Below are 15,625 nucleotides of genomic sequence, written 5' to 3'. Positions count from 1 at the left end.
TGGAGTTGTCCCATGCATTACAAAGTTTTCGGTCGTAAAACCGGCTTGCGAGTGTCCGAACTGGCCCTGGGCGCCGGCAATTTCGGTACCGGATGGGGCCATGGCGCCGAGCGTGACGAAGCCAGGCGCATTTTTGATGGTTACCTGGAAGCCGGCGGCAACTTCATCGATACCGCCAATGGTTATCAGGGCGGGCAGTCCGAGGCCATGCTCAGCGAATTCATCCAAGCGGAACGGGATAGCCTGATCATCGCCACCAAATACACCCTGGGGACTACACCGGCGGCCGGTATTTCCCACACGGGCAACAGCCGCAAGAACATGGTGCGCGCTGTCGAAGAGAGCCTGAAACGACTGAAGACCGATCACATCGACCTGTTCTGGGCCCACATGAGCGACGGCGTCACCCCCATGGAAGAGATCCTGCGCGGCTTCGACGACCTGGTCAGTGCCGGCAAGATTCACTATGCCGGGCTGTCGAACTTCCCCGCGTGGCGCATCGCCCGCGCCGACCTGCTGGCCGAAGTCCGTGGCTTTGCGCCGATCGCTGCGATCCAGGTCGAGTACAGCCTCGCCGAACGCACCGCCGAGCGCGAACAACTGCCGATGGCCGAAGCCCTTGGCCTGGCCGCGACGCTGTGGTCGCCACTGGGTGGCGGCTTCCTGACCGGTAAATATCGCAACAGCGAAGGCGACAACCGCGCGAACAAGCTCGGCGTGCTGATTCATGCAGAAAAAAGCGCCCGCGAAACCGCCCTGCTCGACACCTTGATCGACGTCGCCGCAGAACTCGACGCCAGCCCGACCCATGTGGCGATTGCCTGGTTGCGGGAAAAGGCCAAACGCTCAACCACGGCGCTGATTCCGATCCTCGGGTCGCGGACTCGTGAACAGTTGGATGCCACGTTGGGGGCGCTGGATGTGCAGTTGAGCACTGATCAACTGGCGCGGCTGGACGGCGTCAGTGACGTAGCCAAAGGCGTTCCGCACGAATCCATTGCCGGTTCGTTCGCGCGGTTCAGTGGTGGTCAGGTGCTCGACTTGCCAATCGTTCCAGTCGCCTGACACAAATCCAAACTGTGGGAGCGGGCTTGCTCGCGAAGGCGTCTGGTCAGTCGACATTGTTGTTGGCTGACACACCGCTTTCGCGAGCAAGCCCGCTCCCACATTTCGACCGTGTACTACTTATCAACCTTATGCCTGGCCGCATACAGACACAGCATCTCCATCGCCAATGTCGCCGCCGCCAATGAGGTGATCTCCGCACTGTCATAGGCCGGCGCCACTTCCACCACGTCCATGCCCACCAGATTGATTCCGCGCAGGCCGCCGAGGATCTCCAGCGCCTGCACCGCGCTCAGGCCGCCGCACACCGGTGTTCCGGTACCCGGAGCGAATGCCGGATCGAGGCAGTCGATGTCGAAGGTCAGGTACACCGGGTTATCGCCGACCCGCGCGCGAATCGCCTCGACAATCGCTTCGCAGCCACGGCGATGCACCTGTCGCGCATCCAGCACTTGAAAGCCCTGGTGATCGTCGTTGGTGGTGCGCAAGCCGATCTGCACCGAGCGTGACGGATCCACCAGTCCTTCCCTGGCCGCGTGCCAGAACATGGTGCCGTGGTCGATACGCTTGCCCTCTTCGTCCGGCCAGGTGTCGCTGTGGGCGTCGAAGTGGATCAGCGACAATGCCCCGTGCTTGCGGGCATGGGCCTTGAGCAGCGGATAGGTGATGAAATGGTCGCCGCCAAAGGTCAGCATCGCCGTGCCGGCATTGAGGATGTGCTCGGCGTGGGCCTCGATGCATTCCGGCGTCGATTGCGGCGAACCGTAATCGAAATTGCAATCGCCGTAGTCGATCACCGCCAGATGGTCGAACGGGTCGAAGGTCCACGGCCAGTGCCGTTCCCAGGCGATACCGGCGGAGGCGGCGCGAATGCCCCGTGGTCCGAAGCGTGCGCCGGGGCGGTTGCTGGTGGCGGTGTCGAAGGGTACACCGCTGACCGCCACGTCGACCCCGCGCAAGTCACGGCTGTAGCGGCGACGCATGAAACTGGTGATACCGGCGTAGGTACTTTCGGCGGCCGTGCCATAGAGGCTGTCACGGGTAAGGGCTTGATCGTTCTGCATCGGGACGTCCATTGAAGGCTCCTTTTTTGTTATTGGCGACTACGGAAAGTGGTCCACAGGCGGGTGCGCTGACGCAGGTCCTTGAGGTTCATGCTGCGGTCGGCGTACAGCCGCTCACGTACATCAGCCAACGGATAGATGTCCGGATCGGTGCGCACCGCTTCATCCACCAGCGGCGTGGCGGCCTGGTTCGCCGTGGCGAAGAACAGGGTGTTGGTCAGTGCCGCCACGGACTCGGGGCGCAACATGAACTCGATAAAGGCACGGGCGGCTTCGGGGTGCGGCGCGTCCTTGGGAATCGCCAGGTTGTCCTGCCAGACGAGGGTGCCCTCCCTGGGAATCCGGTAGGCAATTTCATAGGGTTTGCCGGCCTTGCGCGCCTGGTCTGCGGCCATGCTCGCGTCACCGTTGTAGGTCAGCGCCAGGCACACGCTGCCATTGGCCAGGTCGCTGATCTGCCGTCCGGTGGCGACGTACAGCACGCTCGGCTGTAGCTGATGCAACAACGCCTCGGCGGCTGACAGATCGTTCCTGTCGGTGCTGTAGGGATCTTTACCCAAGTAATGCAGAGCGAGTCCGATCACCTCCTGGGGCGAATCGAGAATGGCGATGCCGCAATCTTTCAACTTGCTCGCGTACTCGGGTTTGAACAGCAGGTCCAGGCTATTGAGCGGTACGTCCGGCAAGCGCTGCTTGAGCGCCTCGACGTTCATGCCCAAACCCAGGGTGCCCCAGGTATAAGGCACACCATAGCGATTGCCGGGATCGACGGCGGCGAGCTTTTCCAGCAAATCCGGATCGAGGTTGGCGTAACCCTTGAGGCCTTCGTGGGGAATCGGTTTCAGCGCCCCGGCCGCAAGCCCCCGGGCCAGCACGCTGGAGGACGGCACCACCACGTCATAACCGCTGCCGCCGGTGAGCAATTTGGTCTCCAATACTTCCGAAGAGTCAAAGGTGTCGTAGCGCACATGGATGCCGGTTTCCTGCTCGAACCGTTGCAGGGTTTCGGGGGCGACGTAATCGGCCCAACTGTACAGATTGACCACCTTGTCCTCGGCCTGGGCCGATGCAGCCATGGCAAGGAATAACGCGGGTAAACACAGCTTGAACATGGGAGCCATGACGAACACCTGACCGGAGGAAGTGGTTGCAGGATGCGTCGTCGGATACATTGGTAAAATATCAAGTTAATTAACCTGACTTTATGACGGAGTAATGTTTGATGCTCGGCCAACTGCATGATCTGGACCTGCACCTGTTGCGTCTGTTTGTCAGCGTGGTGGAGTGCGGCGGATTCAGCGCCGCCCAGGGCCAGCTGGGGTTGAGCCAGTCGAGCATCAGCCAGCAGATGGCCAAGCTGGAAACCCGCCTCGGCTATCGGCTGTGCAGTCGCGGTAAAGGCGGGTTCAGGCTCACGCCCAAGGGCGAACAACTCCTCAGCGCCACCCGTGGCTTGTTCCAGTCCATCGAAGCCTTTCGCCATCAATCCAATGGCGTGGCCGGGCGCCTGATCGGCGAAGTGCGTCTGGGCCTGTCCGAAGCCCTGGATCAATCGGTGCTGCAGCGGGTGGCCGAGGCGATCCGGCGCTTTCGTGAACGGGACGAATCGGTGCGCATCGAGTTGATCAGCGCAATGCCCGGCGAGATGGAGCGCTTGCTGCTGCAACAGCGGCTGGACCTGGCCATCGGCTACTTCTCGCAGGTGCAAAGCGCGTTTGACTACCGCGAACTGTTCATTGAAACCCAGCACCTGTATTGCGCCCCCGGCCATCCGCTGTTCACCAGCGCGCAACCGGACGATCAGGACTTGCAGGCCTGCGACCGGGTCGATCACCCCTACCGTTTCCTGCGCAGTGACGAGCCTTTTCAGGGCAAGCGCTGTTCGGCGCGTTCGGAACAGGTCGAAGGCACCCTCGCCTTCATCCTGTCCGGCAAGCATATCGGTTATCTGCCCAGCCACTTTGCCCGCACCTGGGAAGACAAGGGATTGCTGCGGTCGGTGCGCAGCGACATGAGTTTCGACGTCGCGTTTCACCTGGCCCGGCACCGGGCGCAGGTGGCCGGGGATGCGCAGAAGGCCTTCGAAGAGGATCTGCTCGCGGCGTTTGTCTGAATCCGCCGTGGTCTACGCTGTAACAATGCCGGACATCCACATGCAAAAATGCACAGATAACCTGCACTTATCCGGCTTGTACACGGCAAATTTGCACTGTTACGATCCGCCATCGCTCGCGCGCGAGCATCTCGATAAAGAACAATAAAAGCAGGGAGTTAGTGATGACTGCTCAGGTTACATCGAATGGGCCGCTGTCCATGGATGCCATGCAAAACGAAGTGCTGGCCGAGGTTCGCAACCACATCGGTCACCTGACCCTCAACCGCCCCGCCGGCCTCAATGCCCTGACCCTGGACATGGTGCGCAACCTGCAGCGCCAGCTCGACGCCTGGGCCCAAGACCCGCACGTGCATGCGGTGGTCCTGCGCGGTGCTGGCGAAAAAGCCTTCTGCGCCGGCGGCGACATTCGTTCGCTGCATGACAGCTTCAAAAACGGCGACACCCTGCACGAAGATTTCTTCGTCGAGGAATACGCCCTCGACCTCACGATCCACCATTACCGCAAACCGGTGCTGGCACTGATGGACGGTTTTGTCCTAGGCGGCGGCATGGGTCTGGTGCAAGGTGCAGACTTGCGCGTGGTCACCGAAAAAAGCCGTCTGGCGATGCCGGAAGTCGGCATCGGCTATTTCCCGGACGTCGGCGGCAGTTACTTCCTGTCGCGCATTCCCGGTGAACTGGGGATTTACCTGGGCGTCAGCGGTGTGCAGATTCGCGCCGACGATGCGCTGTATTGCGGCCTGGCCGACTGGTACCTCGAAAGCGCCAGGCTGGGCACACTGGACGAAAAACTCGACCAGCTCCAATGGCATGACACGCCGCTCAAGGACCTGCAAAGCCTGCTGGCGACACTCGCCGTGCAGCAACTGCCCGACGCTCCGTTGAGTGCACTGCGCCCGGCCATCGACCACTTCTTCGCCCAACCCGACGTGCCGAGTATTGTGGAGCAACTGCGTCAGGTCACAGTCGCCGACAGCCATGCGTGGGCCGCCAGCACCGCCGACCTGCTGGAAACCCGCTCGCCGCTGGCCATGGGCGTCACCCTGGAAATGCTCCGTCGCGGACGCGAGCTGCCCCTTGAACAATGTTTCGCCCTTGAGCTGCACCTGGACCGCCAGTGGTTCGAGCGCGGCGACCTGATCGAAGGCGTGCGCGCCTTGCTGATCGACAAAGACAAGACACCACGCTGGAACCCGCCCACTCTAAAGGCGCTGGACGCCGAACACGTGGCGAGCTTCTTCAGCGGTTTTGACCGGAACGAGGGCTGAGCCATGCACGATATCGAATTGAGCGAAGAGCAAGTGATGATCCGCGACATGGCCCGGGATTTTGCCCGTGGCGAAATCGCGCCCCATGCCCAGGCCTGGGAAAAGGCCGGCTGGATCGATGACGGTCTGGTGGCGAAGATGGGTGAGCTGGGCCTGCTGGGCATGGTGGTCCCCGAGGAATGGGGCGGCACCTATGTCGACTACGTGGCCTATGCACTGGCGGTAGAAGAGATTTCCGCCGGCGACGGCGCTACCGGCGCTTTCATGAGCATCCACAACTCCGTGGGCTGCGGGCCGGTGCTCAACTACGGCAGCGAAGAACAGAAACAGACCTGGCTGGCGGACCTGGCCAGCGGAAAGGTCATTGGCTGCTTCTGCCTGACCGAACCCCAGGCCGGTTCCGAAGCGCACAACCTGCGCACCCGCGCCGAACTGCGCGACGGCCAATGGGTGATCAACGGCGCCAAGCAATTCGTCAGCAACGGCAAGCGCGCCAAACTGGCGATTGTATTTGCCGTGACCGATCCGGACCTGGGCAAACGTGGCATCTCGGCGTTCCTGGTACCGACCGATACCGCCGGTTTTATCGTTGACCGCACTGAACACAAAATGGGTATCCGCGCATCCGACACCTGCGCCGTCACCCTGAACAACTGCACCATCCCCGAAGCCAATCTGCTGGGTGAACGCGGCAAAGGCCTGGCCATCGCCCTGTCCAACCTCGAAGGCGGTCGTATCGGCATCGCCGCCCAGGCGCTGGGCATCGCCCGCGCGGCGTTCGAAGCGGCGCTGGCCTATTCCCGTGACCGGGTGCAGTTTGGCAAGACGATCAATGAACACCAGAGCATCGCCAACCTGCTGGCCGACATGCACATGCAACTGAACGCCGCACGGTTGATGATCCTGCACGCCGCGCGCCTGCGCACGGCCGGCAAGCCCTGCCTGTCGGAGGCATCACAGGCCAAGCTGTTTGCGTCGGAAATGGCGGAAAAGGTCTGCTCGTCCGCGATTCAGATTCATGGCGGGTACGGGTATCTGGAAGACTATCCGGTGGAGAAGTACTACCGGGATGCTCGGATCACGCAGATCTACGAAGGCTCGAGCGAGATTCAGCGGATGGTGATTGCCCGTGAACTGAAGAACTATCTGGTTTAAAAGCAAAAGATCGCAGCCTTCGGCAGCTCCTACACAAAGCCCTTTAGGAGCTGCCGAAGGCTGCGATCTTTAGGCTGTAAACTGGTTTGAAGCCTTAAAGGCATCGCTGGCAAGCCAGCTCCCACAGTGTTCTCGGTTGTTCACACATGTTGTGTACACCCCGGACCCTGTGGGAGCTGGCTTGCCAGCGATAGCGTCAGCAAAGACGCCGCATTACTTACCGACGAACTCCGCCTCACGCTTGGCAATGAACGCCGCCATGCCTTCCTTCTGATCCTGCGTCGCAAACGCCGCATGGAACACCCGACGCTCAAAGCGCACGCCTTCGGCCAGGCTCACTTCAAAGGCACGGTTGACGCTTTCCTTGACCATCATCGCAATCGGCAACGATTTTTTGGCGATCAACGCCGCGACTTTCAGCGCTTCGTCCAGCAGTTCGTCGCTTGGCACGATCCGCGCCACGATGCCGCAACGCTCCGCTTCCACGGCATCGATCAAACGCCCGCTCAGGCACATTTCCATGGCCTTGGCCTTGCCCACGGCGCGGGTCAGGCGTTGGGTGCCGCCCATGCCCGGCAACACGCCCAGGTTGATTTCCGGCTGGCCGAATCTGGCGTTGTCGCCGGCCAGGATGAAGTCGCACATCAGCGCCAGCTCACAACCGCCACCCAGGGCAAAGCCGTTGACCGCCGCGATGATCGGCTTGCGGCGGTTGGCGACGCGGTCGCTGTCGCTGAACAGGTCGTCGAGGTAGATCTGCGGGTAGGTCAGCTCGGCCATTTCCTTGATGTCGGCACCCGCGGCAAACGCCTTTTTCGAACCGGTCAGGACGATACAGCCGATGTTCGCATCCGCCTCGAAACCATCGAGGGCCTGGTTCAGTTCGCTGACGATCTGCGCGTTCAACGCGTTCAACGCCTGAGGACGGTTGAGGGTGATCAGGCCAACGCGGCCGTGGGTTTCCAGCAAAATCGTTTCGTAGCTCATAAACAACTCCTGTTTCACATAAGGCCAGATCCCTTGTAGGAGCTGCCGCAGGCTGCGATCTTTTGATATTTAAAATCAAAGTCAAAAGATCGCAGCCTCCGGCAGCTCCTACAGGGGTCTGCTTTTTATAAGTTGCGCGAAATGACCATGCGCTGAATGTCGCTGGTGCCTTCGTAGATCTGGCACACCCGCACGTCGCGGTAGATGCGTTCCAGCGGGAAGTCGTTGAGGTAACCATAACCGCCGAGGGTTTGCAGCGCCGAGGAGCATACCTTCTCGGCCATTTCCGAGGCGAACAACTTGGCCATCGACGCCTCGACCAGGGCCGGCTTGCCGCTGTCGCGCAGGGCCGCGGCGTAGTGCACCATTTGCCGCGCCACGGCGATCTGGGTGGCCATGTCCGCCAGGCGGAACGCCACGGCCTGATGCTCGATGATCGGCTTGCCGAAACTCTCGCGCTCACGGGCGTAGTCGCGAGCCGCTTCAAACGCGGCACGGGCCATGCCCACCGATTGCGAGGCGATGCCGACGCGGCCACCTTCCAGGTTGGCCAGGGCGATCCTGTAGCCTTCGCCCTCCTCGCCCAAACGGTTGGCCACCGGCACCTTCACGTCTTCGAAGAGGATCTGGCAGGTGTCGGACGCATGCTGGCCGAGTTTGTCCTCGACCCGCGCGACTTTATAACCCGGCGAATCGGTCGGTACGATAAACGCGCTGATGCCACGTTTGCCGGCGTTCGGATCGGTCACCGCAAACACGATCACTACCCCGGCATTCTGCCCGGAGGTGATGAACTGCTTGCAGCCGTTGAGCACGTAGTGGTCGCCTTCCAGACGCGCACGGGTTTTCAGGCCGCTGGCGTCGGAACCCGCCTGGGGCTCGGTCAGGGCAAAAGCGCCGAGCATCGCGCCGCTGGCCAACGGCTTGAGGAAGCGCTCCTTCTGCTCGTCGTTGCCGTAGTTGAGGATCGGCACACAACCCACGGAGTTGTGCACGCTCATGATGGTCGAACAGGCGCCATCGCCGGCGGCGATTTCTTCCAGCGCCATGGCGTAGGCCAGGTAACCGGTGTCGCATCCGCCCCACTGCTCCGGCACCAGCATGCCGAAGAAGCCCAGCCCGGCCATCTCGCCGATGGCTTCCTTGGGGAAGCGGTGTTCGCGGTCCCACTCGGCGGCGAAGGGTTTCAGCCGTTCCTGGGCAAAGTCCCGGGCCATGTCGCGGATCTGTTGTTGGTCGTCATTGGGGATCATGGTGAATCCTTGAATCAGGTTACAACGCAGCCCCCTGTGGGAGCGGGCTTGCTCGCGAAGAGGCCGTGTCAGTCGACATCATCGTCGGATGACACACCGCTTTCGCGGGCAAGCCCACTCCCACATGGGATAGCGTCAGGTTCAGTACAGGCATTCCACGGCCATTGCCGTCGCTTCACCGCCACCGATGCAGATCGCCGCGACGCCGCGCTTCAGGCCTTTCTGGCGCAGGGCCGACAGCAAGGTCACGAGAATCCGCGCACCGGACGCCCCGATCGGGTGGCCCAAGGCACAAGCGCCGCCGTGCACGTTGAGTTTCTCGTGGGGGATTTCCAAGTGAGTCATCGCGGCCATGCCGACCACGGCGAAGGCTTCGTTGACTTCCACCAGATCGACGTCATTGAGCGACCAGCCGGTTTTCTTCATCAATTTCTTGATCGCACCGATTGGCGCCACCGGGAACAGACCCGGGGTGTCGGCGAACGCGGCGTGGCCATGGATCACCGCCAGCGGCTTCAGGCCTTGTTTCTGTGCCTGGGACTGGCGCATCAGCACCAATGCCGCCGCACCGTCGGAGATCGAACTGGAGTTGGCTGCCGTCACCGTACCGCCTTCTCGGAACGCCGGTTTCAACGAAGCGATCTTGTCCAGCTTGGCTTTTGGCGGCTGCTCGTCGTTGCTGATCACCACCTGCTCTTTGCCCACTGTCACGGTGAGCGGGACAATTTCGGCTTTGAAGCTGCCGTCCTTGATCGCCTGTTGCGCACGGGTGGTCGAGGCGATGGCGAACGCGTCCTGGGCTTCCCGGCTGAAGCTGTTGGTTTCGGCGCAGTCTTCGGCGAAGGTGCCCATCAGGCGGCCCTTGTCGTAGGCGTCTTCGAGGCCGTCCAGGAACATCGAGTCCTGCACCCGGCCATGGCCCATGCGGTAGCCGGCACGGGCACGGTCCAGCAGGTAAGGCGCGTTGGACATGCTTTCCATGCCACCGGCGACCACCACGTCGGCACTGCCAGCCACCAGCATGTCGTGGGCCAGAATCGCCGCTTCCATGCCCGAACCGCACATCTTGTTCAGGGTGGTGCAACGGGTCGATTTATCCAGCCCGGCACCCAGTGCCGCCTGACGCGCAGGGGCCTGGCCAAGGCCGGCCGGCAGAACGCAGCCAAACAGCACTTCGTCGATGCTGTCAGTGGAAACGCCGGCACGTTCAACGGCGGCTTTGATCGCGGCAGCACCCAGTTGCGGTGCGGTCAGGCTTTTCAGTTCGCCCTGGAAACCACCCATCGGGGTGCGGACGGCGCTGACGATTACAATCGGATCGTTGGACATTGTCATGACAAATCCTCCTTATTTGGCGGCCATGCGCAAGGCACCGTCGAGACGGATCACCTCGCCGTTGAGCATGCTGTTTTCAATAATATGCCTGACCAGCCCGGCATACTCGCCCGGTTTGCCCAGACGCGGCGGGAATGGCACGCCAGCGGCCAGGGAGTCGCGAACTTCCTGGGTCATGCCGGCCATCATCGGCGTCTCGAAAATGCCCGGGGCGATGGTCATCACGCGGATACCGAAGCGCGCCAGTTCACGGGCCGCCGGCAACGTCAGGCTGACGATGGCCCCTTTGGACGCCGAGTAGGCCGCCTGACCGATCTGGCCGTCGTATGCCGCGGCAGACGCAGTGTTGATGATCACGCCGCGTTCGCCATCGGCATCCGCTTCGGTTTGCGCAATCGCCGCTGCCGCAAGGCGCAGCATGTTGAAGCTGCCGATCAGGTTGACGTTGATCACCTGGCTGAAACTGGACAGCAAGTGCGGACCGTTCTTGCCGAGAATCTTCTCGCCACGCACGATGCCGGCGCAATTGACCAGACCATTGAGGCCGCCAAAGGCTTCGACCGTCGCCTGCACGGCCGCTTCGGCCGCCGCTTCGTTGCTGATGTCCGCCACCACGCTATGCGCGCCAAGGCGCTGGGCCTGGACTGCAACGGCCTCGGCATTCATGTCCACCAGCATCACTTTCGCGCCTGCGGCGACGAGCACCTCGGCCGTCGCTGCGCCGAGGCCGGAAGCACCACCGGTGACGATAAAAATCTTGTTCTGGATCTGCATCATTGTTTCCCTTTCAAGCTGGAAGGTTCTTCGCCGCAGCCTCTTGAGCCTTGGCGATTTCCTGGTTGCGCAAGATAAAGCGCTGCAATTTGCCGCTTGGGGTTTTCGGCAACTCGCTGACAAATTCGATTTCACGGGGGTAGGAATGCGCCGCCAGGCGCTTGCGCACGTGCTGGCGCAACTCTTCGGCCAACGCAGGTTCTGCGCGGTATTGCGCGCTGAGCACGACGAACGCCTTGACCAGTTCGGTGCGCTCCGGATCGGGTTTGCCGACCACGGCGGCCTCGACCACGGCCGGGTGTTCGATCAGCGCACTTTCCACATCGAACGGGCCGACCCGGTAGCCGGAGGTGGTGATCACGTCATCGCTGCGGCCGACGAAGCTGATGCTGCCGTCCGGATTCCACTCGACGGTGTCGCCACTCAAGTAGTAGTTGCCGACAAAGGCCTTGGTCGGCCCGCCTTCGTAGCCGGCGAACCAGCACATCGGCGACTGGCTGCGGTCGATGGCCAAGATGCCGGGCTGGCCAACGCCGAGTTCCTTGTATTCGTCATCGAGGACCGCAATGCGGTGGCCCGGCGAGGTAAAACCGGCGGCACCCATGTGAATCGGGTGTTCAAGGCCATGGTGGTTGCACAGCACCATGCCCAACTCGGTCTGGCCGTAATGGTCGTGGATGACCACATCGAGGTTGTCGGCGAACCAGCGGATCACTTCCGGGTTCAGCGGCTCGCCGGCGCTGCTGACGATGCGCAGCTTGCCCTTGATCGACCTGGCGAACTCATCGCCGCCGGCAATCAGCAAACGGTAGGCCGTCGGGGAACCCGCGAGGTTGGTAATCCCGTACTTGTTGATCACCCGGCAGGTGCTTTCGAGGGTGAACGGGCCATCGTAAAAGGTGATCGGATGCCCCATCGACATGGGCCCGGTGACACCGTAGTAAATGCCGTAGGCCCAACCCGGATCGGCGACGTTCCAGAAGGCGTCTTCCGGGCGCAGGTCAACCGCGTCGCGGATGTAGCTCTGGAACGCAACGATGGCCTTGAGCGGCACCGACAGCGCTTTCGACGGGCCGGTGGTGCCCGAGGTGAACATCATCAGGAACGGATCTTCGCCAGTCAGCAGCACGGGTTCGCAGTGGGAGGAATGGTTGGCCAGTTCGGCCCAGAAACTGCTATCGCCACGCACCAGGCCCTGCCCTTTGGGGCCGGTGACGGTAACGATGGTCGGGCAGTCGGCGACTTCGGCGAGTTTTGGCCGGTTCACCGCGTCGGTCACCACCACTTTGGCGCCAGAGCAGCTCAGGCGGTGCTCGATGGCTTTGGGGCCGAACGCGGTGAACAGCGGTTGATACACCGCGCCGATGCGCCAGGCGGCGAACACGGTGATCAGCAATTCGATGTTGCGTGGCAGCAGGCCGGCGACCTTGTCGCCCTTCTTCACGCCCTGGGCCAACAGGTAATTGGCGAAACGCGCGGCCTTGTCCTGCAAATCAGTGAAGGTGTAGGTCGCACTGGCGCCGTCGCGCCCCTCCCAGAACAGCGCGATGCGACCCGGCAAGGCATGCCGGTCACAGCATTCGACACAGGCGTTGAGTGCCGTCAGATCGCCTGCGAGTGTGGCGTCGACTGTGTGCTGATAGTTGAACTGATCTGTAGCAGACAAGTAATCGCGCATTGCCAGAATCCCTTTGTGTTTCTTATTAGGTTGGGGGGAACCGTAATCAACAGGGAAATACTCGCTCTGCCAGGGGTGGCGGGCAATGGTCAAAGTTATCAAGTTGCCTGACTGCTTTGGCCAAAGCCCTCAGGCATCAGGAAGTGAAGCGCACCCCCGGTTTAGCGCGCTCGTCCACGGTCAGCTCGAACACATCCGGGCGAGCGTAGTGACCGACCACGTCATAGTCGTAGCGGGCGCGCACCAGGTCGTCAGTATCGATCTGCGCGGTCAGAAGACCTGCGCGATCTCGCATCGGTCCGGCGAGGATGTCGCCCATGGGTCCTACGATCACGCTGCCGCCAGCGATCAACGGCCGATCCGCCGGCCAGTTGGCGATGTCCAGTCCCAGGGCCTGGGGCGATGCCTGGACCTGACAGGCGCTGACCACGAAACAACGCCCCTCATGGGCGATGTGGCGCATGCTGACCTGCCACATTTCCCGTTCGTCCACGGTCGGCGCGCACCATACCTCCACGCCCTTGGCGTACATCGCCGTGCGCAGCAGCGGCATCATGTTTTCCCAGCACACCACCGCACCGATGCGCCCGACCTGGCTGTCGATCACCGGCAGCGTCGAACCATCGCCCTTGCCCCAGATCAGCCGTTCAGTGCCGGTGGGCATCAGCTTGCGGTGTTTGGCCACCAGCCCGGCCTGCGGATCAAAGTACAAGGCGGTGCAGTACAAGGTGCTGCCGGCGCGTTCGATGACGCCGATCACCAGATTCGCCCCGGTGCGTGCGGACAGGCCGGCCAGCGCCTCGGTTTCCGCGCCGGGCACGTCGATGGCATTGGCAAAATAGCGGGCAAAGGCTTCGCGACCTTGCGCCAGCCGAAAACCAAGCTGGGTGCCAAAGCCCTCGCCTTTGGGATAACCACCCAGCAGCGCTTCCGGCATGACCACCAGCGCGGCGCCGGATTCGATGATCGCGTGCTCATAGGACAGGATCTGTTCCAGGGTGTCGGCCTTGCCACCGGGCAAGGCGCCAATCTGCAAGGCCGCAACGATTGATTTGGGCATCACGAAAACTCCATTCGCATCAGGGGTTGCTCATTCTCCGGCGCCACGTGATCATCAATAAAGACCGATTCACTGCTGAATGATATGAACCAGATGAATATCACCAACATCGACCTCAACCTGCTCAAAGTCTTCGAAGCGCTGCACGAAGAGTCCAGCGCCAGCCGTGCCGCCTTGCGCCTGGGCGTGACGCAATCGGCCGTCAGCGCGGCCTTGCGCCGCTTGCGCGAGGTGTATGGCGATCAACTGTTCGTACGCACCGGGCGCGGCCTGGCACCCTCGCTCAAGGCCAATCAGCTCAAGCCGGTGGTCAGCGAAGCCCTGAACAAATGCCGGCAGAGCCTGGCGATGGTCGATCCGGCTGCGCAGCAGTACGAAGGTCGCTCGGTCACCGTGGGAATGTCGGACGATTTCGAAATTGCCTACGGCCGACGACTGATCGAGGAAATCGCCCGGAGCGCGCCGAAGTTGCGCCTGATTTTCCGCCAGACCCACAGCCAGATCGTTGCCCAGGCGTTGATGGAACGCAGCATTGACCTGGCGATCACCGCGGGCGGGTTTGCCGAGCGGTTGCTCAGCCGTCAGGTGCTGGGAGAAGGTGGTTATCTGTGCCTGGCGGACCCGTCGAGCCTGGTCGAGGGCCAGCACAGCATCAGTCTTGAGGAGTTTGTGGCCCGCGAGCACATTCTGGTGTCGTCCGGCGGTTTTATCGGGATTACCGATGAAGGATTAGCGGCGCTGGGCCTGAGTCGGAGGGTGTGCGCCTCGACCACGCATTTTGCCGCGCTGCCGCATTTGCTCAAGGGCAGCCAGGCCGTGGCGACCATTCCGGCCCATGCCGCCCGAAGCATCGCGACGCTCAGCGGCCTGGCACTGCTGCCCTGCCCTTTGGCCTTTCCGCGCTACCCGATCGAGCTGGGCTGGCGCACCAGCACCCAGCTTGACCCGGTCGTGTTGAAAGTGCGCGAGGCGATTGTCGCGAGTTTCGCCTGACAGCCGATGTTATTTGTTGGCCGCCATCAGGCGATTGACTTCACTGCGCACCATGTTGGCGTATTCCGGGGGCGACATACCGTCCAGTTCGGCGCGCACCCATTCGGCCCACTTGCCTTTGCGCTTGGCCCGTTCACCAAACAACCGTGCGGCCTCGCCCTTGGCTTTGCCCAGGTTGTTTTGCCAGAGTTCGAACAGACGGGATTTCTCGTCTTCAAGCGCAGCGCGCTCGGCGAGGGGTTTGTCGGCCAGATTGAAGCTCATGGGAATTTCCTGCTGCGTAAAATTGGCGACATCTTACACTGTAGGGCGAAATGTCCTGCGCCGGTTTTTCAGCTAGATGACCTTCCCGGGTAAAATAGCTGCAACTTTTCCGACGGCCGCAGACTCCATTGTTCACTGTCCACTTACCCGCAAGGAGTACTTCAATGGCCCGCAAAACCGCCGCGCAAGCTGCCGAAGATCAAATCAAGGATCAAGCGTTCAGCGAACTTCAATCGTTGATCGAAGAGTCGGAAAAACTGCTGAAAAGCAGCGCCTCACTGGTCGGGGAAGAAGCGGATACCCTTCGCGGACAAATCGCCCTGAAACTCCAGCAGGCCAGGGATTCGGTGACCAGCGTGCGCAACCGCACCCTGCCCGCGGTCGAGGCCACTGAAACCTATATCGGCGGGCATCCATGGCAAACCGTGGCGATTTCCGCCGGGTTCGGTCTGGTGGTGGGGTTGTTGCTGGGGCGTCGCTGAGCGTTCCGATCAAAAAACGCAAACCCTGTAGGAGCGAGCCTGCTCGCGATGGACTTGAGGGCACCGCGGGGAATCAGATTTCCCGTGTAATCGTTAACGACCATCGCGAGCAGGCTCGCTCCTACAGGGGT

General features: G+C 61.9%; 15 protein-coding genes. 6 read left to right on the top strand and 9 right to left on the bottom strand.

Annotated elements, in window-relative coordinates; all coding sequences use genetic code 11:
• Positions 1-12 precede the first annotated feature (12 nt).
• The gene (locus tag PPUTUW4_RS12580) at positions 13-1,065 is read left to right on the top strand and encodes an aldo/keto reductase (RefSeq protein WP_015094984.1); all 1,053 of its coding nucleotides are present in this window, start codon (positions 13-15) and stop codon (positions 1,063-1,065) included.
• A gap of 116 nt (positions 1,066-1,181) precedes the next feature.
• Here the strand turns inward: PPUTUW4_RS12580 and speB are convergent, their stop codons facing one another.
• The gene (speB, locus tag PPUTUW4_RS12575) at positions 1,182-2,141 is read right to left on the bottom strand and encodes an agmatinase (RefSeq protein WP_015094983.1); all 960 of its coding nucleotides are present in this window, start codon (positions 2,139-2,141) and stop codon (positions 1,182-1,184) included.
• A 17-nt stretch (positions 2,142-2,158) separates the two neighbouring features.
• Positions 2,159-3,250 (bottom strand): polyamine ABC transporter substrate-binding protein, encoded by a 1,092-nt coding sequence (locus tag PPUTUW4_RS12570; RefSeq protein WP_015094982.1) that lies wholly within the window; start codon positions 3,248-3,250, stop codon positions 2,159-2,161.
• Positions 3,251-3,351: 101 nt separating this feature from the next.
• Here PPUTUW4_RS12570 and PPUTUW4_RS12565 point away from each other — a divergent pair, with 101 nt between their 5' ends.
• From PPUTUW4_RS12565 to PPUTUW4_RS12555, 3 genes are all read left to right on the top strand, one after another.
• Positions 3,352-4,242, top strand: a complete 891-nt coding sequence (locus PPUTUW4_RS12565; RefSeq protein ID WP_015094981.1) for a LysR family transcriptional regulator — start codon at positions 3,352-3,354, stop codon at positions 4,240-4,242.
• 164 nt (positions 4,243-4,406) lie between these two features.
• Positions 4,407-5,513 carry an enoyl-CoA hydratase/isomerase family protein gene (locus PPUTUW4_RS12560; RefSeq protein ID WP_015094980.1) on the top strand — a complete coding sequence of 369 codons (1,107 nt, stop codon included), beginning with the start codon at positions 4,407-4,409 and terminating at the stop codon, positions 5,511-5,513.
• Between the two features lie 3 nt (positions 5,514-5,516).
• Positions 5,517-6,668, top strand: coding sequence for an acyl-CoA dehydrogenase family protein (locus tag PPUTUW4_RS12555; protein WP_007970104.1), 1,152 nt, complete (start codon positions 5,517-5,519; stop codon positions 6,666-6,668).
• A gap of 213 nt (positions 6,669-6,881) precedes the next feature.
• Here PPUTUW4_RS12555 and PPUTUW4_RS12550 read toward each other — a convergent pair whose 3' ends face one another.
• The 6 genes from PPUTUW4_RS12550 to PPUTUW4_RS12525 all read right to left on the bottom strand — a co-directional run bounded on the left by PPUTUW4_RS12550 (position 6,882) and on the right by PPUTUW4_RS12525 (position 13,755).
• Entirely contained in the window at positions 6,882-7,655 is a 774-nt protein-coding gene (locus PPUTUW4_RS12550) for an enoyl-CoA hydratase (RefSeq protein WP_007970103.1), read from the bottom strand.
• 125 nt (positions 7,656-7,780) lie between these two features.
• Positions 7,781-8,908, bottom strand: a complete 1,128-nt coding sequence (locus PPUTUW4_RS12545) for an acyl-CoA dehydrogenase (protein ID WP_015094979.1) — start codon at positions 8,906-8,908, stop codon at positions 7,781-7,783.
• A 141-nt stretch (positions 8,909-9,049) separates the two neighbouring features.
• Positions 9,050-10,243, bottom strand: coding sequence for an acetyl-CoA C-acyltransferase (locus PPUTUW4_RS12540; RefSeq protein WP_015094978.1), 1,194 nt, complete (start codon positions 10,241-10,243; stop codon positions 9,050-9,052).
• Positions 10,244-10,255: 12 nt separating this feature from the next.
• Positions 10,256-11,017, bottom strand: a complete 762-nt coding sequence (locus PPUTUW4_RS12535; RefSeq protein ID WP_015094977.1) for an SDR family NAD(P)-dependent oxidoreductase — start codon at positions 11,015-11,017, stop codon at positions 10,256-10,258.
• A 13-nt stretch (positions 11,018-11,030) separates the two neighbouring features.
• Positions 11,031-12,695: an AMP-binding protein gene (locus PPUTUW4_RS12530; protein WP_015094976.1), complete on the bottom strand. Its 1,665-nt coding sequence runs from the start codon at positions 12,693-12,695 to the stop codon at positions 11,031-11,033.
• Between the two features lie 136 nt (positions 12,696-12,831).
• The gene (locus tag PPUTUW4_RS12525; protein WP_015094975.1) at positions 12,832-13,755 is read right to left on the bottom strand and encodes a carbon-nitrogen hydrolase family protein; all 924 of its coding nucleotides are present in this window, start codon (positions 13,753-13,755) and stop codon (positions 12,832-12,834) included.
• An 84-nt stretch (positions 13,756-13,839) separates the two neighbouring features.
• Here PPUTUW4_RS12525 and PPUTUW4_RS12520 point away from each other — a divergent pair, with 84 nt between their 5' ends.
• On the top strand, positions 13,840-14,748 hold the full coding sequence (locus tag PPUTUW4_RS12520) for a LysR family transcriptional regulator (protein ID WP_015094974.1): 909 nt from the start codon (positions 13,840-13,842) through the stop codon (positions 14,746-14,748).
• Between the two features lie 9 nt (positions 14,749-14,757).
• On the opposite strand, the gene PPUTUW4_RS12515 is transcribed toward PPUTUW4_RS12520, so the two are convergent.
• Positions 14,758-15,012: a hypothetical protein gene (locus PPUTUW4_RS12515; protein WP_007970091.1), complete on the bottom strand. Its 255-nt coding sequence runs from the start codon at positions 15,010-15,012 to the stop codon at positions 14,758-14,760.
• Positions 15,013-15,176: 164 nt separating this feature from the next.
• On the opposite strand from PPUTUW4_RS12515, the gene PPUTUW4_RS12510 reads away from it, so the two are divergent.
• On the top strand, positions 15,177-15,494 hold the full coding sequence (locus tag PPUTUW4_RS12510) for a DUF883 family protein (RefSeq protein ID WP_015094973.1): 318 nt from the start codon (positions 15,177-15,179) through the stop codon (positions 15,492-15,494).
• Positions 15,495-15,625: the final 131 nt, after the last annotated feature.

The sequence above is a fragment of the Pseudomonas sp. UW4 genome (assembly GCF_000316175.1).
GTDB classification, from domain to species: Bacteria; Pseudomonadota; Gammaproteobacteria; order Pseudomonadales; family Pseudomonadaceae; genus Aquipseudomonas; species Aquipseudomonas laurylsulfatiphila.
Note: the sequence above shows the minus strand (reverse complement) of the source record. Positions and strands in the feature narration are given on the sequence as shown.